The organism is Fluoribacter gormanii (assembly GCF_900156395.1).
GTDB lineage: Bacteria > Pseudomonadota > Gammaproteobacteria > Legionellales > Legionellaceae > Legionella > Legionella gormanii.
The window spans coordinates 1-21,025 of the sequence record NZ_FTNL01000020.1 but is presented as its reverse complement, the minus strand read 5'-3'; the positions used below and the strand labels follow the sequence as shown (position 1 = coordinate 21,025).

Sequence of the window (21,025 nt, the reverse complement as noted above, 5' to 3'; positions counted from 1 at the left end):
CAAGCTACCGAAGTTATTATTTGTACACTAATATTTCTTGCCTGTTGCGTTCTTCTTCCGCAACATTCATGACATTACGTGGGTTTGGAGGAGGGAATAAGCTTTGGCTTTGTGCATAGGTGCGGGCTGCAAAATACTCCATAGTGATGTTTTGGGCCGTATCTACAAGTAATTTAAATTTTTCTGTCAGAATTTTGATAAATTCATCAAAGTTATAATGACTTAACTGGGTGAGCATCAGCCGATTATCGAGCGCTTTGGATAAGGGCTGTCTGCCGTGAAATGTCGTTGGATTTTGAGTGCCAATGAGGCAAAAACCTGGTTTATTAGGCGTATTGCCTTCTAAATCATAGCCTGAAAGCATGGCATTGAGTAGTTGTTCATGTATTTGGGTATTAAACTCCTCAATACAAACAACCTGGCCTTTATGAAATGCATCTAGGAGTTTTTTTTGTACTTCTTTAGGATTGGTGGGCGAAATCGTTATGTATTCAATTCTTTTTGCTTTGAGTAAGGTATGGACTAACTGGCTTTTGCCAAGGCCTGGCTCTGCTTCAAGAATAATCCCGTTAATACCCAGCTCCTGATCCCATTCACCTCTTATCTTTTTTTCTCGAATCAGCAGCAGCATTTCAATGCTTAAAGCAACTTTTTTCCGCGAATCCGTCCAGATGAATTTCGTATCGGCAGTTTTTGGATGGAGTTGTTGCAATACTGCTTTGAGTTGTTTCTTCTCATCGCGCCAGGTTTTTCCTTGCTTTATGTCATAGCGAAGGTGTTGACTCAGCTTTTTATCCAGACTTAATGTTTTGATTTCACTTAAAATAGCATAACGCATCAAGAAATCATGCGTCATGGACTTGGTTTGCGAATTCTCCTTTAAAATAAAATAGCGCAAACAGATCATTTGAGCATTACGAGGAGTAATATTGAGTCCGGCATCTTGTGCTTTGGCATAGTACGCCTCAATGAGTTTTAATAAATCATTCGCATCATCATTGGGCTCAAGTAGCGGCGTTAATATTTTTTGTAGCGGTTGTCCTTCGAAAGGCAAGTAGTTGGGGAACCGTTTAAATAAATTAGGCTCAAAACGTCCCTCATAATGAGTAGGATTGCCAGCAAAGATGATTTTATGATTTTTTAATGGATAACATGTACCTTCATACCAAAATTCTTTATCGCCGCGAGCAAATGCATCAAACAAAGCATAATGCTCCTGACTTAAATTGGCTTCATCAATAAATAGTATAGGTTGACTCTCACCTTTATGTTCAAGCCAGTTTTTTACTCCTGTCAATTCATGATAGATGGTGATGGGTTTATGATGTTCTCTTCCATACTTAGGCAAGATTTTTTGGACAAAATAGCTTTTTCCAGTTCCGGTTTTACTGGTTAGAAATACAAATGGATGATGAGCCAGATGGTTCATTACCATCTCAGGTGTGGTTGGTTCTGCAATCTCTGGAAGGATTCCTGTGCTTAACTCCAAGTTTTTTATTAAAGCAGCAAGCCATTGTGAATGGTGTGCTGTGTTGTTGGGTAAATTAATGAAATGGCTATGACATGGTGTTAGTTTGAGCTGTTGATAGGTTTTTTTTAATTGTTCTGCCTGTTCGGAAGTTAATCGTGCAAAGTCTTCTTCCGGATTATAACGGTGAATGATCTTATGGATGGCTTTAAACGGGGCTGCATTATCACTAATTAAAGTGATGTTTTGAGTGGAAACGGTCTCTCCATTGACCCAAAGAGTAGGGGGATCAATAAAAAGAGTTTGTAATTGTTGCGCTAAGGTTGTCGAAAATTGTCCTTTGAGAATTATTGGTTTGCCTTTTTTGATGGCTTTAAGTAATTCTGTTTCTTCACCTTTAAACAGTTTGTTTTTTAAAGAGACGTGGAAAAACAAACTGTTAAAATTGGTTTTTGGATCGATATTAATCGTGATGGCATCTGCAGGTTTGTAGTGTTCTTCAGCATCATCTAAATCATTAGCAATAATGAGGCGATTGTTCTGTCCTAATGCTTCGATGGGAATGACTGATTTTTTTAAAGGTTCTGGAACAAATACTTTGGGTGTGGCCTTAATCGTTAGTGCACATTGTGCTTTTTTTGCTTCCTTCAAGAGGCTGTACCATTGAATTTCTGTTAAATTGTCGGTCACCAGCAGTTCAAGTGATTGATCCAAAGCAAAAAATCCGGGAAGTGGTTTAAGCGTATGATTCTCGGTAATTTTGTATTGATTGGAAAATAGAGGGAGTGTTGTTTGGTTAACAATTCGTTTTTTCCCGGCCGCGGCCATGGGTATGATGACGTCAGGATAAGTACTCAAGTCAGGTTGTGCAAATTCCAGATGAAAGTCCTTAGGCAATTCATGCCACTCTCCATTAAAGAAAAAACCTTTTTTTGCCATTAATTCAGTGATCAAGAAACGAAATTTAGGATCTTCAAACGGTGGATTATGCACAATTAATTTGGCGGTCTTATTCTTGGCGGCTTTCAGGAGTGCGCCAGGAAGAATATCTAAAGTTCCCTCATCAAATGTATGTTTTCCTAGAAAAATAGATTCCCAATTTAAGGAGGAAGGAAAAAGGACGTCATCATCACCTACAGGTTGATTGAGCTTAATTTCTGGTAATGCTATCGAGGGTATTTCAGGTGCCTGGCTGATGGCATCAAATCGTGAATAAAAATCATCACCCATTTTAAACGCAGATCCCTCATCCATTCCCACAACTACATGCACGTTCGGTGGCACAGAAAGACCGCCAAGATTAGGGGCTTCATTGTCAATAATGCTGTTTAAGCTAACATGGCGAGCCTTAGGATCTGACCAGTTAATAAACCAGCTATATGATTCGCCCGGATTTAAAGCTGCATTCTTTAAAAACTGACTTATGGGGCTATCCACTTGTTGTTCATTATTGTGTTCCACGTGCAAATTATGGAGAACCAGGGAGTCCAGGTCACGCGAGAAAAAAGTGTTTCTATATGTTGAAGATGCTTGGTGTAGCGCTTCTATTCCCTGGTTGTCTTTAAAAATAAGCCATTGCTTCGCACACCAATCCCTGGAGGTAAGTTTTTTTGCAAGTTCATCTGCATTTTGGGCTTGAATCGGTACACTGTTCCAAGTTTGAAAGCGGTTATCTGGTTTTAAAGGGCTAACTGTTTTTTTAGTTTTGTTTTGTTCATACGTCTTTTCGGCCTTTCTTTTGGTCAGCGGCGGCAGGGGGAGATCCATCACGTGAGCAACACCACCTCCTAAGTCCAGCGTAAAATGCATATCCTGGTGTCTAATAAGAACGAATTGATGGACATCGTTACCGATAAGGCTAGCCTCAATTTGCAATGCGTTTGCCAACGCGGAAAAGAGCTGGGCTCGATGTCTGCACACTCCAGCTCGTTGTTTGATTAAGGAGTTTAATACGTCAATTGCATTCCCTTTTATGTCGGATGCAGCGGATTCTTTTTCAAAGCGGCAATATTTGGCCAGAGCTTGAATGCGTTGTGTCGCATCAAGTTTTAACAGTTTCTGATACTCAGGACAGTTAATTAACGATCCTGTGACATCAAAAGATAATTTGGAGATCCATTCTAAATGTTCTTTGGGTACATTGTTTTTCAGGGTGAAATCAACGTTACTTCCTGGTTCAATGACGTAATTAACAAGACAGGATTCAAGTTCTTTTTTAAACTTAATGAAATGATAACCAGAAGTGTTACACTTTTTTAACTCAAAATCAGGGATTTCTGCTGCATAGTTGAGCAATTTATCACAATTGCTTAATGCAGGTAACTGAATCCATTCATCCACTAAGGGGTTTTCAAAAGTAATTTGACCATAAACGAGTTTTTTAGCCGTTTCTGGCTGGTTAAATTGTTCTTCTAAATCTTGAGTGGTGCATTTTAGGGATGCAGGAACTGACTCCAAATTTTCTTCTAAGGGGATAAAGGGTTTAAAGTTTTTACTGATAGGAAACCAAAAAAATGTATTAAGATGATAACTCGAAACGGGAGGGGTGGGGCCTTCTTTCGCTTTGAACATCGTGCGTGCAGGCAAGTTTGGAATCTGCTCTGTCTCGCCTATATTTCCATCAAGAGATAAAGAGCCATCAGTATATTCATATTTTTGTGTTGGTGCGGATGTGATTTCTGATAAGTTGATTTCAATGTGCGGATAACTGTGTTGAAACCATTGTATCGCAACTAAATCATTTCTGTTTCGTGGTGTGGGGAACGAGATTGATTTTAAATTAGGTGCTATTTTAATTAATTGATTTAATTCCGAAAGCCTTAATGCATTTAAAGAAAAAGTAATGTGATTTAAAGACCAAAGCGAACCATGTTTTAGGTAAGTCAGTAAAGCAAGAAGATCATCTGGATTATCAATTTTAACTTCATTTAAATTTGGTGCAGCGGCGAAAAGATTGAGCAGTTGCTCGGAGGAAAGATTGGTTCCTGGGGCAATGAGTGTTTTTAAATTGGGCAATGAGTTCGATGCAAAATGAATCGATTCAAAATCAAGATAGCAGGATGATACTTCAAGATGAGTTAGATTCGGTGCAGCAGTTAATAGGCTATAGAGCTGCTCGGGAGCTATTTGACCTTGGCCTAGGATAACTTTTTTTAACGATTTGAATTGTTTATCAGGTTGGATGAGAGGCTCGCCATATTCTGTCCAATCAAATGCAGAAATAATTAACGTTTCGAGATTAGGAGCAGAGTTTACAAGGGTGTATATATCATCCAAAATGAAACTGGAGCTAATGGAAAGTTCTTTTAAGTGAATAAGAGGAGTATTAATTTGCAGCGGCTCCTCCCAGGATAGGAACAGGTTGGTTAGTGCCAACTCCCTTAAGTTGGTTATGGCATTAATTAATGTATTTATGTGGCGTATCGATGTTTTAACACTGCTTAAGGAAAGCGTATTTAAATTGGCTATTTTTTTAGAGTGCAGGTGGAGCGGCGAATTCTTTGCAATTGTCCCGTCAATGAGGCAAAGTGATATCAAGTTTGGTGAATTGTTTAATAAGATTGATAGCCATTCAGGAGAAAAATTAATCTGTTCTGCCAATAAAAATCTTAATGAAGTAGTAAGGAGTGGCTCTTCATTTTCCTCATCTTCAGACGAGGACTCCAATTCGCAATTTTCCATAGCCAAGGAGAGTAGACCTTCTCGCTTATTGAGAAAAGAAGATAGAGGTACGGTGCTGTTTGTTAATGAGATATGAGTTGGTTTTTTAAGTATCTCAGGATGATTTTTTAATAAATAGGCGAAATAAAGTTTGTCCGGTTCGATGGTGGGTTGATGAGGTGACAAACTGGATTGTAAAAATTGAGGAATTGGTTTTTTTTGTGGCTCACATCCGAGTTCTTTTTCAAAATGAATGTATTTTCGCCGCCAATCTCTATCCTTATTAGGTTGAGAATCAAATGACCATTCGAGTGCGCCGACTAAATCTCTCCGAACAAATTCAGAGTCATTCAGATCACTGAAAAGATCAGGTAAATACAGCGTTAATGAATTGAGAAAATTAAAAAATACATCAGGGGAACTTAAAACTTTGATACAGAGCGCATCAAATTTAGGAGCATCCAAAAAAGAAATCCGATCACCGACGAGATTTAATTTTTTTAATGCATCTGCTTCTTGGGATGGATTCAGTGCACTATATTGGAGATGGATGTAATCAACTTCCTCCGCATCTTCTAATTTTTTTAAACCTTCCTTTGTGGGAACATACACAGAAAAATTATCATCAAGCAGCTTTTTTATAATCCGTTGTTTCAGATAGAGATTTTCGGAGGTTTCGCTCAAGCTGCATTTGAGAATGATCGTTTTTTTTTCGAGTTGTGCGGAATTTATGGCGATGGTATCCCAGCATTCTGGATTATCCGCCAGGACTTTATCAATGTTTAAGACCCCGCCATTAGGCTCAACTGACGATTCAATCGTTGGTAATTGATTTTTTTCATATAATAAGTCGAGATCATCGAGAATTTCAGTATGGGTTTTCATTGAATTTAATGCACAGTTCGTCTTTCTAATTGATGGATTGAGCAATCATATATCATTTGGTGGGTTTTGTAGACATCACCGAGATCGCATGGCCAAATATTTATCAATCATTTGGCGTGAAAGGCTGATGGGTTTGGGTAGTTGAGGGAGTTTTTTGATAGAGAACCATTGGGCATCTTCAATTTCGGTTTCATCGATTTGAATTTCGCCACGGTCATACTCGGCAATGAAGCCTAGCATTAAATTACTTTGAAATGGCCAGGGTTGGGAAGAAAAATAGGCCAGGTTTTTTATCGTTAAGCCCACTTCCTCTTTTACTTCGCGCATAACTGTCTGTTCAAGCGTTTCTCCAGGTTCTACAAAACCTGCCAAGATGCTGTAAATTCCGGGCATGAAATGCGGAGAACGGGCAAGCAAGAGTTCATCATCACGCCAAATTAATGCCAGCATAACGGGTGCAATTTGAGGAAAAATTAATGAGTTGCATACGGAACATACTTTAGCACGCTCTTTGGTGCTGTATTGGGTTTGGTGGCCGCAGCACCCACAAAACTGAGTACTTCGATCCCAATGCAAGAGTTGCTTGGCCTTGGAAACAAGGAAAAAGAGATCTTCGTCACCTAGAAGCTCATGAGCCTGACGAATATGTTGAAAAGTTGCATTTTGCGGCAGTACCTCGGGTTGCTTATGAATCTGCACCGCAAAACATGGAGTAGTTCCATATGTCCCTAAATAAATTTGACGCTCAATAGCAAGATTAAGTGTGCTGTTGTTAAAAAATTGGGGTATGGAATGGTTCTGTAAAAGAATGTCTTCGCCATGAAAGATAAACCAGAATGGGGGTTCAACAAATGAAGTGGGGGGATGAATTTGGGATATAAATGGCTTTGACATAAATAGAATCCATAGTTTTGCTACATAATAAGTGTACATAATGGTTTTGTAGGTGGTCAAATATGGCTCTTACCCTCTCCAATAATCGGAGAGTAGATAATATTGATGTTTTTTCATTATGGAACTATTGAATCCCTTCTCCCTGTTGAGGAGAAGGGGCCATCGGGCGGATGAGGGGAGTAGAAATTACCCTCTAAAACATCCCATTACTATTCGCAGATTCATCGGGAATAGGTTGCGTAACATCCCAATGTTCATAAATTTTATTGTGTTCCAGACGAAAAATATCAATAATGGCTTGTCCTTGCGCTCCAGGCTCCAAGACCGAATGGACATGTACCATCACATAATCCCCTTCGGCAAAAATTCGCTTGATTTCACTGTGTGATTGCGGATAAGTATTTTTCAGATAATTAATGTAATTTTTTAAACCGTCAATTCCATCCTGAGCCATAGGATTATGTTGGATGTACCAGGCTCCCAGGTAGTTTTGTGCTCCATCAAAGTCCTTTTCATTCAAGGCCTTTTGATAAAATTGAGTGACAATCTGTTTATTCGTTTCCTGAAGCGCTCCTGCAATCCCGGAAACGGAATGAATCAATAGACCACTGGATATGAGTGATAACAGTAATTTCTTCATTATTGCTCCTTATTAATCAAACAAATTGATTATAATTGGCTATTTAAATTAAAAAAGCGCATAATTTTGACTAGATATATCTAATATTTTGATGGATTCGCGTTGATGCACTATGACAAAAGTCACTCTTGAACAATGGCGTGTATTACATGCTGTAATTGACGAAGGAAGCTTTGCTAAAGCAGCATTGAAACTGCATAAAAGCCAATCGAATATCAGCTATACAATTGCAAAACTTCAGGACATGCTGGGGTTACAATTACTGCGGCTTGATGGGCGTAAGGCTGTGCTGACAGAACAAGGCGTGGAAATTCTAAAATTATCACGACAAATTACCAGGGCGGCAAAAAATGTAGAGAATGCGGCAATTAATTTAAAATCAATTTATGAAAAATCACTCCGACTGGCAATTGATGAGATTTTTCCATCCTCTGTATTGATGGCCGTGTTGCAACAATTTGGCCAGCAGAATAAACATACCAAGCTGATTATCACTCATGGGTTGTTATCAGGTCCGAGCGATCAACTAATTAATGGTGATGCCGAGTTAGCCATTATTTCAAAAATCCCGGAAGGTTATACCGGCAATAAATTGATGGATGTTCATTTTCTTCCTTATGCCCACAGAGACAGTCCTTTGCATCAAAAACAGGTTATCCTTGAAGATCTCTATGATGAACGCTACCTCATTGCTCAGGATTCGGGGTTAAATAAAAAACGAAACGAAGGTTGGTTAGGATCTGAGTTTCATTGGAAAGTAAGTACCCTGGAAATGAAAATTCAATGTGTTGTACATGGGATTGGGTTTGCCTGGCTACCGCAGCAAATGGTTGAGGGGCGAAATTTACCCATCCTTGCTTTGAATATGGAAGAAAATAATATAAGAACCTATCCAGTCTATTTAGTGCACCACCAACCTCAAGAAATGGGGCCATCAGCAAAGCTTTTGATTGAGCTTTTTAAAAAGTACACCTCCAGTACCTAGTTTGGAGTATTAGACATCAATGTCAAATTAACATATAAAATAATAGATCTAAGCCCTCCTAATGAAGAGAAAAAGATGAACACTGCAAAAATATACCTCATAAGCGGTTTAATGATTTTGTTTTCTGCTACAGCAAGCAGTATGTCTGAACAGGTATCACAAGCGGAATCAGATGCCGCGCGAATTTCCATGTTGGAGAAGGCGTTGGCCCCGAAAAAGCTCGATGAAGTTGCAACTTTGTTTGCAAAAGCTAATAAAGAACGTAATGGCGCGGTCCAATTCATGTTGTTTTCGGATCAATTAAAAGACAAGTTTAAAGATCGTTGGCCTTATTGGGTTTCTGGTGTTTCCAGCCCATGGATTACTTCTTACGAAATTAAAAAAGTAGTCCAAAGTAAAAACGCTTGGAAATTTAAAATAACCTACCAATGGGCAACCGCGGATGGACCATTTAACCCTCCAATGGTTCAAACAATAGTAGTAACCTCTGTTCCTAAAAACATAAACGCATCGCAAAAATTTTGGATAACTGAATTTAATGAGCAATAGTTTAGGGGAGCATAAGGGGGCGCAAGGGTTTAAAGAGTGGTTATTTTAACACCTGACTGGATAGCCTGGGTAAACCCACCAGGCATATTAAAAACACAAAATGAAAAAGGGCTTTCCTAATTAACTCTTAGAGAATCCTATTGTTGCAGCAAATGCTACAGCTACACCCACACCCACCCCAATAACCGTTGGTGTGAAAAAGCTATATCGGTTTGCTGCTTCTCTCTCTAAAGATTCAGTTTTTCCAGCATTTTCTTGTGGAATATCAGAGGTATTACCGTTTATGGGCTTTGTTTGTGCTGCTGAAAACTTGCGTTCCGCTATTTTTTCTTTTGAATCATAAAATACCGGATTGGTTATAATCACTTCCCCACTAGGTGTTTGTGCCTTGCCAACCATAGATGAGGCTTCAATCTCTGAATACCCACTTTGCATTAATTCGGAGATCTCTTTTTCTAATACTTGTCTGGTTGGAGATGCACTCGTATTCACCTCGAGGAAATTTTCCTCTATTTTTCCTTCGGTTTTTCCATCATTCCAGGAAACATTTTTTTTCTTTGCTGTTTTAATGGTGGATGGATCTCTCTTCTCTTGCATAAAAAGCCTCATTAATATGATGTTGGATAAATTTAAATCGATTTTAACAATAAATAATTAAGGCAATATGAAATTGAAATACAATTTGTGTTTTTTTTGTTCTTTATGGTGGGAGGCAATAAAGATGGTTCAGGCCTATTTAAATGTCGTACTCAAGTTTTAAGAACTATTGCAAAGCTCTTCAACCTAAATTGCTTAATTGCAACTATAATTAAAAGTGAGATTTTTTATACTGGTCAATTCCATTTCAGGTTTATGGAGACCCACCAAGAGGCCTAGTGACTGGGAGGATATGGATGCGTATCGATAGGGGAAGCTATGCTAGTTATGTTGCAGAACCCCCACCTACTTGGCGCGTTTTTTTGCCGCCTGTAATCCTGTCCTTAGTCTGTGTCTTAATTGAGCGTGAAACGAATTTTCTCGTTTTCCATACCTTGGCAGAGTTAATTTCAGTGTTTATCGCATTAACGACCATGACAGTAGCGGCGACGACGAATCAATTCACAAAAAATCAGTATGTGGTTTTTATTTCTTTAGCAGCAGGATGGTATGCAATCCTCGATATAGCTCATCTTCTAGCTTACGAAGGAATGAATATATTACCGCATGGCGGAGGGAATCTGAGCACTCAGCTTTGGGTTTCTGCCCGAATCTATCAAGCTTTATCTTTTCTTTTTGCTATTTATTTCTTTAGACATACCATGAGGCTTTGGGTAATTAATGTTTTTTTATTTTTTATAACGCTAGCCATTTTTACTGCTATTTTTACGGGTAATTTTCCCACGACCTATATTCAGAATTACGGGGTTACCTGGTTCAAACTCTATTGTGAACTGGGTGTTATTCTCATCTTATGTATAACCCTCATATTGCTTTGGTATGAAAAAGCAATGATGTCGAAAGAGATGTTATTGTATATGAGCTTGAGCATTATCTCGATGATAGGTTCCGATTTATCACTGTCTCATTATAAAAGTTTATTTGGTATAGAAAATATAGTTGGCCATATATTAAGAATATTCTCCTTTTGGTTTATCTACGTTGCGTTGGTGGTACAAACATTACGTCATCCTTTTGCAATGTTGACACGTGTTGCAACGACGTACGATAACATTCCTGATCCTACTCTTATTGTTCAATCCGAAGGTACAATTAGTCAAGCGAACAGGGCTGCCGGAGCATTCGCTCATTTAAAATCAGAGGAGTTAGTGGGCTTATCGTCCCACAAGCTTTTTCATAATAAGTCTATAGAACAAGAACGATGCCCTGTGTGCTCGCAATTGTCTACTTCAAGACGCCAGTTTATTGTGGAAATTGAGACTGAAAAGAATGAATGGGTAGAATGCAGTATATCAGCTATTGCCTCTGATTTTTTTCCTAATTCATGGGTACAAATAGTAAGAAATATTACATTGCGTAAGGCTCTTGAAAAAGAGCGGAACAAATTGACTTATGACTTGAGTGAACGCATTAAAGAACTTCGCTGTCTTTATACGATTGCTAATTTAGTCGCACTTAGAAATTTGAATATTAAAGAATTATTTATACAAACAGTGAACGTGTTGCCGCAAGCGTTTCAATTTCCGGAGCTAATGACTGCAACTATAGAAAGCGACTGGGGCGAGTTTAAGTCAGACCCAAAAGCGGAAAAAATGCCTTACCAATTAGAAAAAGAATTTCGAATTGAAAATCATTCTCCAGTAAAAATCAACGTATCTTATCGTGCGCAACCACCAAGGTCAGAGCCTGTTTTTTTACCGGAGGAATCAAAGCTCTTAGACTCGATAGCTACGTTATTACAGAATGCACTGACCCGATTTCAGTCGGAGCAAAAAGCGACGGAGGCCGAAAAGCGATTTAAAGAAAGCGAAGAGCACTTTCGTGCGTTTATTGAACAAGCACATGTTGGCGTATTTATACGTAGCAAAAAACGATTTTTGTATGTCAATCCACGCTTTTGCGAGCTTGTCGGCCGCAAAGAGGAAGAACTGTTATCGATGGGATTACTGGATTTAGTAGAGGACAAATCAACCAAAGAACGGGTTCTCAATTATTGGCGACAGTTGGATTGTGGCAAATCGAGTATTGCCTATAACCTCCCATTAAAGAGAAAAAGTGATGGTGCTTCTTTAATTCTAAGGATTGATACGACGGTGGTTTCCTGGGAGGGACATTTCGAGTTTCTTGCTATAGTGGATGATGTGACACAGATTCAACATGCAAGAGAGCAAATCGATCATTATGTAGCTCAGTTAGAATCTGCTATAAAAGGAACTTTTCTCGCGGTTTCCAATATGGTTGAGCTTCGTGACCCCTATACAGCAGGCCATGAGCGTCGCGTAGGATTAATTGCGAAGGCAATTGGTGAGGAATTGGGATGGTCTCCTGAACGTTGTTCATCGCTTGAGCTCATGGGCCTCGTTCATGATATAGGGAAAATTTCAATACCTGCAGAAATTCTTTCCAAGCCAACTCGACTTACCGCAATTGAAATGGAACTCATAAAGATACATCCACAAGCGGGTTATGATATTTTAAAAGATGTTCCTCTTAAAGAACCCATTGCAGAGGTTATCTTACAGCATCATGAACGTCTGGATGGCAGTGGTTATCCTCGAGGATTAAAAGGAACAGAGATTTTGCCTGAAACCTTGGTGGTTTCTGTAGCAGATGTCTTGGAGGCGATGACCTCTCACAGACCCTACAGACCAGCATTAGGTATTGAGGTTGCAGTAGCAGAAATTAAACGGGGCAGGGGTGTGCTTTATGATGAACAAGTTGTCGATGCCGCATTAAAGTTGATTGCAGAAAATAAATTATCACTCGATCTATAAAAACGAGCAACGATCCTCTCCAGCAAGCAAGGCAATGAGCCAGAAAAAAGTTTTTTTACTTATTCTTTATTAGACAAACCCATTGCAATATCACTATATTAGTAATTATATTCTTAATCCCAAGGTTTCATATATGTTTCGAAAAACTGCCCCTTGTTTTTTCGCAGTCGTCATTGATGCTTTAGGTTTTGGGCTCGTTTATCCAGTGATGACGGCACTATTTACAGCAGAGCATAGTCCTGTATTAACTGCCGATGCCAGTATCGCAGTGAAACATTTTTATTTGGGATTGAGTTATATGCTTTATCCCTTATGCATGTTTTTTGGCACCTCATTTATGGGCGATTTATCCGATGTTTGGGGACGAAAAAAAGTATTGTTATTATGCATGCTGGGGATAACCATCAGTTTTCTGCTAATGGGGATGGGAGTCGCCTTTTCGTGTTTGAGTTTATTACTTATTGGTCGAGCGCTCTCCGGTTTAATGGCCGGTAGCCAACCCATAGCGCAAGCCTCCATTGCTGATTTGAGTACTCCCGAAACCAAAGCCTTAAACATGAGTTTAATTTCCATGAGTTTTAGTTTTGGTTCCGTTCTTGGCCCCTTACTTGGCGGAGTGATGTCCGATCAACAATTACTGCCCTGGTTTACGTTTACCACGCCGTTTCTGATGGCCGCATTGCTTGCATTCATTGCCTGGGTTTGGATAGAGTTTGGATATCAAGATACTGTTTTAGTTTTGTCTCATAAGAAAATTTCCATTTTTCGCCCGATACAAATTTTTATTGAAGCATTTCAGCATCAATCGGTACGTATTCTCGCTTTGGTGTTTTTATTGATGCAAATGGGGTTTAGTCTTTATTTTCAATTCATCATTGTGCATATGAAGATGGCTTATCATTACACCAATTGGCAGCTAGGTGCCGTACAAGGCATGATTGGTTTGGGCTTTGCTATTGGTATCCTAATTGGCATGCCTTTGTGTGTGAATCGATATAAAGTACACCACATTGCTGTATTGACTCTCGTTCTCACTGGTTTGGGGCAGTTACTGGTTTATGTTATCCCTAATGCTTTGTTACAATGGCCCTTGGCAATAGCTATTGCAACTTTTGATATTATGGCATTTGCCTGTTTATTAACTTTATTTTCCAATGCTGTGGATGCTCAATCGCAAGGATGGGTAATGGGAATTTCCGGTGCAGTAATGGCATTTGCCTGGATGGTCACCGGTTTTGGTTCTAATTTATTATCCATTCTATCCAGTGCTGGTTTGATTGCCGTTGGTGGCGTATTGCTGCTCATTTCAGCGTTACTTTTACTAAGAAATAGAACCGTGTAGCTTTTGTTATTATGTTTCAAGTGCAATTGCTCGGGCTTTTCTGTTTTATTAACAGCTCAGTTAGCCAAAAGGGTTACCTATTTGTACTCATAATAATATTGTGGGGGGCTCCTTTTTTATGTAAAATTATTATTCACTTGGAGGCGAGCAGTAAGCGATGCAAAAACCGAATATATTGATAGTCTGGTCTAATTATTATAAAGATTTAGCTGAAAGACAGTTAGAAATTTGTTTAAATAAATTAAAACAATATGACTACAATTATCAGGTTGAAACTGTTGAAGCAGGAACTTATGAAATCCCGACTGTGATACAACATTACCACCGCGTTAATCCCTTTGATGGCTACTTACCATTGAGCTTGTTACTTAAAGGAAGTACGGATCATTATGAGTTTATTTGGGAACATGTTAAAGAATGTTTTATTCAATTTGCTTTAGATGGACTAACCCTGGGCAATGGAATTATTTCTGCTCCAAGTATGGATATTTTGTGCGAACGAGTTGAAAATGGAGAACGAGTTCAAGAAGCAATTAATGCCGTGGACTATTTAATCCGTTTTAAAAATAGAAAAAATAATAAAGTTGCATATGCCTAAGATTCTAATTATTTCCTCTGGTATCCATAAAGATCTGGCATCAGAACAACTCGGCCTTTGTGAAACGCTAGTCAAAAATGCAGGTTACGATTATCAAGTGGAGTTATTACAAGCAGGTGCATATGAGATTCCGTTTGTGATTAATACCTACCATCAACAAAAAACCTTTGATGGTTATATTGCACTGGGATTAATCCTTAAATTAAATCTTGATCACTATGAGCATATCATGTCTCATATTCGATACTGCTTCACTCAATTTGCGCTAAACGATGTTGTTGTGGGTAATGGAATTATTACTGGATCAACTATTGAAGAATTAAGTGAGCATGTTCGTAGTTCAAACCCGTGTCTTTCAGCGTATCCTTCTGCGTTTAATGCAGTGGATTGCCTCATTAAGCTGAAGAGCAAAATAGCGCCCCAGTTATCCTGAGTAATTTACGACGAAGGATCTGCTGATTTTTGCATGATGATAATGCCACTCCACCTGACCACAGACCCTTCTCTACGTTCGGGATGAATGTAACCAGCAAAGTGTGTTCTACTTTAACTCAGGTACCTTCGGAACATTGTCCAATTGTTTTGTGGGTTTACGCGAAAAAAAAGAACCCAAATAACTGAAGATGGAGCGATTAGAAGGCGGTTCTGCTTCTTCTTTAACTTCGACGATTTGGGGTTCTGGATACAAGCGTTCCTGAACCATTCTAAAACCCGAAAAAACGCTCTTGAGAACTAGAGGCAATACGCTCAACATAATCAGCATACTGGCCAAATTGGTCGACTCGTTAAATAAAGCATAATTGGTTAAAGATTCCAAAACCGCAATGATTAAAGCAATTCCTATAGTATTGGAAATCAACGTGGATGCATTGATATTTCGATTATCCATGGGTAAATCGGCGCTTTGATTGATTTCGTAAAACGCAATCCATAACCACAACAAATCAAAGGCAACACTATACCAATGTTGCTGATGCATTTCGGTCACATTAGCTCCTACTGCTTTAGCCAAATCAAAGGTCATTTTTCCACTTTTTAGTGCCAAGGCCATAGTCGGTTTTTCTTGTGAGTTTGCTAAAGGAGCGAATTGCTGTACAAACAAGCTCTGGGGAAGATGAATATCAAAAAGCTCATAAAAGGTTTTCTCGGAACCAAATAATCTTCGTAGCTGTTCTTCACTGATGTTCGATAACGCATCCACCCCGGGGGCAAAAGTACCATCATCTGAATGATGGGCAATGACTACATTCGAATTGTTCATCATCATCACATCATTCGTGCCATCCCCATTGGCAACAACAAAATAATTATGATCTTTGAGATAACGAGCCAGAGTACCTTTGCCCTCAGTGCTCATTTCTGCAAAAATAATTACAGGGCGTTTTGCTTTATCTCGATCCATTAATTTTTGAAAGCGCGCTAATATCGCTTCATTAATACCCGCAAATATCACAGCGGAATCAGCTGTACAAAGTTCTTCGCTTAAAAGCTTAATGTTTTCCTCTTCAATATGGGCTGCTCGAATAGTGATAATGTTTTTTGCATTTTCCGGACATAATACTTTGGCAATATTTACGGCAGCTTTCGTTGTATCACCGGTAGCTACAAATACTGGGACCGATATTTCTCTACACTGAGCAATAAACTTTTCTGCACCCTTTTTAACGGGATTATCAATAATAAATGTTCCGTGATATTCCAAGTTTTTAAGTAAGTCGGAATGTTCTAGAAGGAAACGCTCAATCTCTTTTTTATCATCTATATCAAATAATTTCTTTAAAATCGTAAAGTCGTGTTCATTAAGTTTGGCTTGAGCGATACACCAATCACGGGATAAGACTGCGGTGCGACTTTGCATTTTGCTATAGTCTTGCAACAGCGGTGTTTTTTGAAACGCATCGGCTTTAGGCACTCCGCAAAAGACAAGAGCGTAATCCGCCCCATCATGAACAAGGGTAAAGCGTCCCCCAAACGTACGATATAAACCCAAATGAAATGTCTCGATCTCTTTTTGCTTTTCTGCGGCAGTAATCACCTTTCTATAATGATTGTTACCAAGAGTCGTTACTTCCAAACAGTGTTGATCCACCAATAAAGTTTTGAACAACTCCAAAATAGCATGTTCTTCGGGTTCTAATTCTTTTTTATTGTTTGTAAAGGCATAACAAAATACTTCAAATGATTTAAGCCATCGTGCCGTTTCAGGTAGAAGCATATTGTCTTTTTTTTCCTTGAGGAGATGCTGTATCTCTGATGGCATGTCCGAGGTCCATAAACCGAGCACGTCCATGCGTGTCGTAGTTAGGGTTCCCGTTTTATCCGAAATAATAGCAACGCCATTGGCAAACTGCTCACGATAGTATCCGCCCAAGGCATTACATAAATCCACGATTCGAAGTGCGTCAATAGTCTCAAATGGTTGATCTCCTAAATTACTATTCAGTTTTTTCATCAAACGACTATTTACTGTTTCACGTAAAAAAGCTTCAGAAAAGGGAATCATTGTTTGAAAAAGCGTGAACATCAGCCTAAGTGTTTCTGCAGGTATTTGGGTAATGTCCCTTTGTAAGAAAGCCGCCATAATTATGGAGCCTAAAATAGAATATAAGACATTTCTTTGTTTGCGCTTTGCGATAAGCTCATTAATGTAGGCTTTTTTCTCATAATTGCTATTTAATAACAGTTCTTTCTCAGGTTTGATTTGAATAAAAATATTATCCTGGCCGTATGTGTTTAGCTTGTCACCTACCAGCACTCCCGCTTGTTTACCGTCCCTTACCGCATACAAATCTACTTTTTTGTAATTTGACGTAAAATCAGGTTTGGTATGATGTTCAATCCAAACATCTTCACCATTTTGAGCTTTAAGATTGACACTAAATTTTTTTCGCTCCAGCGTTTGTGTAAAATTACCTTCTAAATTTCGTTGTAAAGCAATCAACTCTCCAGATATCGGCACACAATCTAAATTGATGCTCTCATCACAAAAAACCAAATCTCCTGTACGAAGCTGATAGCGAGGAATTTGAACAAATTTTGGACCGCTTGCGGTACATCTTAAAACCTTGTGTACTTTATGATTGTATTCATAATCATGGTCCAGCTTTTCTTGCTGCACACGCATTTTTTTTATGGTTGATGGGGCCAAATCCGCCAATAATGCCGGTAAGTTACGAAATTTTTGGACAATTCTGTCGGCATAACGAATATTATGAGAAATCAATCCTAATTGAAAAGCGCGCGAACTGACCATCAACTCGCTGGCGATGAAGTGATTTATTTGAAAATAAAGATTGGATAAGGGAGTTAGGCCACTGGAAATCACTGAGGTGTCTGAGCGCTGTGCCCCGCGATTGTATTGAAGGCGGACCAGCAGCTCTTGTATTTTTTGAGTCAGATAAGAAACTCCGCTTGGAACAACTAAGGCACTGGCTCCCAGACCAGCAATTAATGAATATTCATCAGAAATTTGCTCATTGAGTAAAAAAGTGGTGCCTTTAAAAACGGAGCTGTACATATAAACAATTGCTGTAATTTCACTGGCTACAGCGACAGATAGCGCGGCTCCTGAATCAAGTTTCTTGTCTGTAATCCGGTTTAATGCGCAATAGCCTAATACGGCAGCGCCATAAAGAAATTTGATAACAAAATCATATTCCGGGCTTCCTATGAGGTATTCACTGAGAGATGGGGTTAGATAATCGCCAACAAGTAACGCAGCCCCTGATGAAATCGCCGGCCACATATATTTTTTAAAAGTGCTCCAATCCATAGAGTCTAAAGAAAAAGTCCAGGCCAATGTGTTATAGAGCTCTTTGACCCGTAGCGAAAAAAAATTGCCTATTTCTGTAGCAGTGCTTCTTATATAGTATGTTCGATCGGGTTCGGCATGTTGTATTAATTGAAGAGGCAAGGCTCTGCTGTCAATAGGATTTGTTTTTGAATTTTTTTTTGAGGCAGGTATTTTTGTTTGCATAGTAAATCCTTTTTGTACACCAATCAATGCCATTGAATATTTAGGGCCCATCTTGATAATTAACTTATCTCTATAAAAGGTTCAAGAGGATTTTGATAAAAATGCTTATAAAAATGCGTTGTTGGTGAGATTGGATCAATGTGAATGGATGGAAATAATCTGAAGTGTTTTAAGAACCGGTAGGAGACAAGCATAGGCCTACGCTTATGCTTGTCTTGTATTATTTAGTATTGCATATCCAAGCTAGGTTTAGGTGCTTCAGTGGGTTGCGGTTTAGGTGAATTTGCAAAGAATCCTTTTTCTGCAACAAAAAGTCTATTTGCTACCCCCGCTTTATTTTCTGCATTCGCTGTTTTTTGACTCGGAATAAACGTAATACTCTCCAGGTTTTTCGTGTTCTTTATACGTTCTTTCACCTTAAAATTATCTGATTTCAAAGCATCCAATAAATCTCCTGAAAATTCTATCTTATAAGCGTCTTTATCATCGAGGCCAAAGAGCTCACCTTGATGATTCAGTCCATAGCGTGAAGAAATAATCCCTTTATCGGTACTGGATACGAGGGTAAACGTGAGCATTCCATATACTTTGGCACTACTCTCTCGTATCACAAAAGGATAATCATGATGTTCAAGAACTGTTTTAACCTGCGATGCATCTGCCACAAAGTAAGGACTCTTTGTCATTTTCTGGTAAAGAGCTTGGCCTGTTGAAATTTTTTCAGCCTTGGGCTCAGCTTGAATTTCAGGCTTTTGTTCCTTTTCTTGATGTTTGCAAGATTGTTTAAGTACTCTAAAATGCATTGCCAAAGTAGCCAGTAATCCCTCAGGAAGAATCTCTATTTCAATTTGTTTATGCTCATCAACTGCAAATAACTTACCATCTCTATCCAAACCATATCTTATATGATTAATACCCTGATCTGTCTTCTGAGCAGCAGTGAAGGTGAATAAGCCTGGAATAGTGAGGTTACTTGGATGGACAGCAAAAGGGGCATTGGGATTTTCAGTAAAGAATCTATTTACATTATCTTTGTGATCGATAAATAATCCAAGGTCAGCTATCTCTTTGATAATAGACACTACTTTTTCTACAGACGGATCTTGGATCGTAAATTCTTTAAGAGCTACAGCAAAATCATCTAAGGCTTGAAGATTTTCATGCATTGTTTTGAGGCAGAATCTATATTTAGATAGGGGCGCTCCCACACCAGAAATTTCTGCCTTTAGGCTAACATCCTTTCCTGCATAAGCATGTAAACGTAAATGTACATTCTTGGGGATTAGATGTGGATGTTTGGTAAAATAATCTTTTAAAGTAAACAATATATCCAATCGATCATCAAAAAAATCGAATATTATTTCTTCATTCGGATGCTCTGTTGCCGCTTTTTGCATCTGTGCAAAAAGAATAGTTCTTTTAAATTCATCTACTTTGTCCACGTCCAAAGATACGTGTTTATGGATATTCTTATCAGAGTCCATCCACGTATTATTGTTAATCTCATCCATTATGCGATTGAATGAAGTACCACTTTCCAAGTCTCCTTCTATATCTGCCAGCATTAATGGATCCAGGTTTATACCGAGGTCGCTACAAATAGTTTTTATTGCCGAGCAACAGGAACCCCTAAAATTATACATAAAACCACTATTCATTAGATCGGTAAGATAATCTTGCCGGGTAGAACCAATAAATGCGTAGGCTGCTGAAAATTTAACATTTTCCTCTTTAAGCCAATTGAGGAACGTTCTGTTTTTAACAAGAACCGCATCACCCAGATGCTTGCTAAAATTGTCATGTGGTAAAGCAGCGTATTCCCTATTAAATAAACATCCATCAAAATCAAAAGATAAATAGCGTATTGTCATTTTTGTACCTTAAAAAATTAATTAATTTAAAATGAAAAGAAACAAGTATTGAATTAGTCTTAAGGAGTCGTATCAATTGGTGCAGATCTTGATGTGATGAGATGATTTAAGAAAAGGAGCAACAAAATATAGAAAAAACGTAACTTTTAGGTTGAGTTTTTGTTAAACGCCGCTGATAAACTTAAAAATCTATTCAACAAATCCAGCTTATTGATTTAAGATCACTTAAGTTGTACCAGTCCTCCGCTCATACAGAATTTGATTTTGGGCGTTTTTATCCCAGCATTCGCATGAATAGTTTAAAAATGACGGCATTTTATCGTTAAATTCTTAAGATAATATTAAATCAATTGATCTTTTTGTATATTCGCATTGCCTCAAATTACCTGTTGCCGAAGCCGAAGCCAGATAAGCATATAAATTGCATCGTTGCCTCAATATCACTGTTGCCGAAGGAGGGAGAATGGCATGGGAGAATTGAGGATGGATTTATATTTAAAAACACAACGTTGGCGTTATCGCTGTGGTAATCGTGCTGTAAAAAAACGTATGTTGGATGAGTTTTGCGAAACCCATGGTTATCATCGTAAAGCTGCAGCTAGGTTATTAAGGCAGTTACCCATCGCTGATAAAAAACCTAAAAAACCAGGCAAAAAGAAAATTTATGACCCTAGTATATTATTGGAGCCGCTTAAAAAGATTTGGCTTGCTACGGATCAGATGTGT

The 21,025-nt window shown here is 38.6% G+C and carries 12 protein-coding genes and 1 pseudogene; 7 read left to right on the top strand and 6 right to left on the bottom strand.

Annotation, left to right across the window (positions count from 1 at the left end):
- Nucleotides 1-16: 16 nt before the first annotated feature.
- The 3 genes from BW930_RS12460 to BW930_RS12450 form a co-directional block, all read right to left on the bottom strand.
- Nucleotides 17-6,013 (bottom strand): hypothetical protein, encoded by a 5,997-nt coding sequence (locus tag BW930_RS12460; protein ID WP_058466979.1) that lies wholly within the window; start codon nt 6,011-6,013, stop codon nt 17-19.
- Between the two features lie 75 nt (nt 6,014-6,088).
- Nucleotides 6,089-6,907, bottom strand: a complete 819-nt coding sequence (gene nudC / locus BW930_RS12455; protein ID WP_058466978.1) for an NAD(+) diphosphatase — start codon at nt 6,905-6,907, stop codon at nt 6,089-6,091.
- 193 nt (nt 6,908-7,100) lie between these two features.
- Nucleotides 7,101-7,547 carry a nuclear transport factor 2 family protein gene (locus BW930_RS12450; protein WP_058466977.1) on the bottom strand — a complete coding sequence of 149 codons (447 nt, stop codon included), beginning with the start codon at nt 7,545-7,547 and terminating at the stop codon, nt 7,101-7,103.
- Nucleotides 7,548-7,659: 112 nt separating this feature from the next.
- Between BW930_RS12450 and BW930_RS12445 the strand changes: the two genes are divergently transcribed.
- A complete protein-coding gene (locus BW930_RS12445; protein ID WP_058466976.1) occupies nt 7,660-8,532 on the top strand; it encodes a LysR family transcriptional regulator in 873 nt (290 codons plus the stop codon).
- Nucleotides 8,533-8,607: 75 nt separating this feature from the next.
- The gene (locus BW930_RS12440; RefSeq protein ID WP_076547542.1) at nt 8,608-9,081 is read left to right on the top strand and encodes a hypothetical protein; all 474 of its coding nucleotides are present in this window, start codon (nt 8,608-8,610) and stop codon (nt 9,079-9,081) included.
- Between the two features lie 120 nt (nt 9,082-9,201).
- Here the strand turns inward: BW930_RS12440 and BW930_RS12435 are convergent, their stop codons facing one another.
- Nucleotides 9,202-9,678: a hypothetical protein gene (locus BW930_RS12435; protein WP_058466975.1), complete on the bottom strand. Its 477-nt coding sequence runs from the start codon at nt 9,676-9,678 to the stop codon at nt 9,202-9,204.
- 296 nt (nt 9,679-9,974) lie between these two features.
- On the opposite strand from BW930_RS12435, the gene BW930_RS12430 reads away from it, so the two are divergent.
- The 4 genes from BW930_RS12430 to BW930_RS12415 all read left to right on the top strand — a co-directional run bounded on the left by BW930_RS12430 (nt 9,975) and on the right by BW930_RS12415 (nt 14,885).
- A complete protein-coding gene (locus BW930_RS12430) occupies nt 9,975-12,512 on the top strand; it encodes an MASE3 domain-containing protein (RefSeq protein ID WP_058466974.1) in 2,538 nt (845 codons plus the stop codon).
- A gap of 133 nt (nt 12,513-12,645) precedes the next feature.
- A complete protein-coding gene (locus BW930_RS12425; protein ID WP_058466973.1) occupies nt 12,646-13,854 on the top strand; it encodes an MFS transporter in 1,209 nt (402 codons plus the stop codon).
- 157 nt (nt 13,855-14,011) lie between these two features.
- Nucleotides 14,012-14,452: a 6,7-dimethyl-8-ribityllumazine synthase gene (locus tag BW930_RS12420; protein WP_058466972.1), complete on the top strand. Its 441-nt coding sequence runs from the start codon at nt 14,012-14,014 to the stop codon at nt 14,450-14,452.
- A complete protein-coding gene (locus tag BW930_RS12415; protein WP_058466971.1) occupies nt 14,445-14,885 on the top strand; it encodes a 6,7-dimethyl-8-ribityllumazine synthase in 441 nt (146 codons plus the stop codon). Before BW930_RS12420 ends, BW930_RS12415 begins: the two co-directional genes overlap by 8 nt.
- Before the next feature lie 108 nt (nt 14,886-14,993).
- On the opposite strand, the gene BW930_RS12410 is transcribed toward BW930_RS12415, so the two are convergent.
- Both BW930_RS12410 and BW930_RS12405 read right to left on the bottom strand, forming a co-directional pair.
- Entirely contained in the window at nt 14,994-18,428 is a 3,435-nt protein-coding gene (locus tag BW930_RS12410; protein ID WP_058467019.1) for an HAD family hydrolase, read from the bottom strand.
- Nucleotides 18,429-18,652: 224 nt separating this feature from the next.
- The gene (locus tag BW930_RS12405; RefSeq protein WP_058466970.1) at nt 18,653-20,299 is read right to left on the bottom strand and encodes a hypothetical protein; all 1,647 of its coding nucleotides are present in this window, start codon (nt 20,297-20,299) and stop codon (nt 18,653-18,655) included.
- 468 nt (nt 20,300-20,767) lie between these two features.
- Between BW930_RS12405 and BW930_RS12400 the strand changes: the two are divergent.
- Nucleotides 20,768-21,025: pseudogene (locus BW930_RS12400) on the top strand (integrase); the annotation flags it as partial.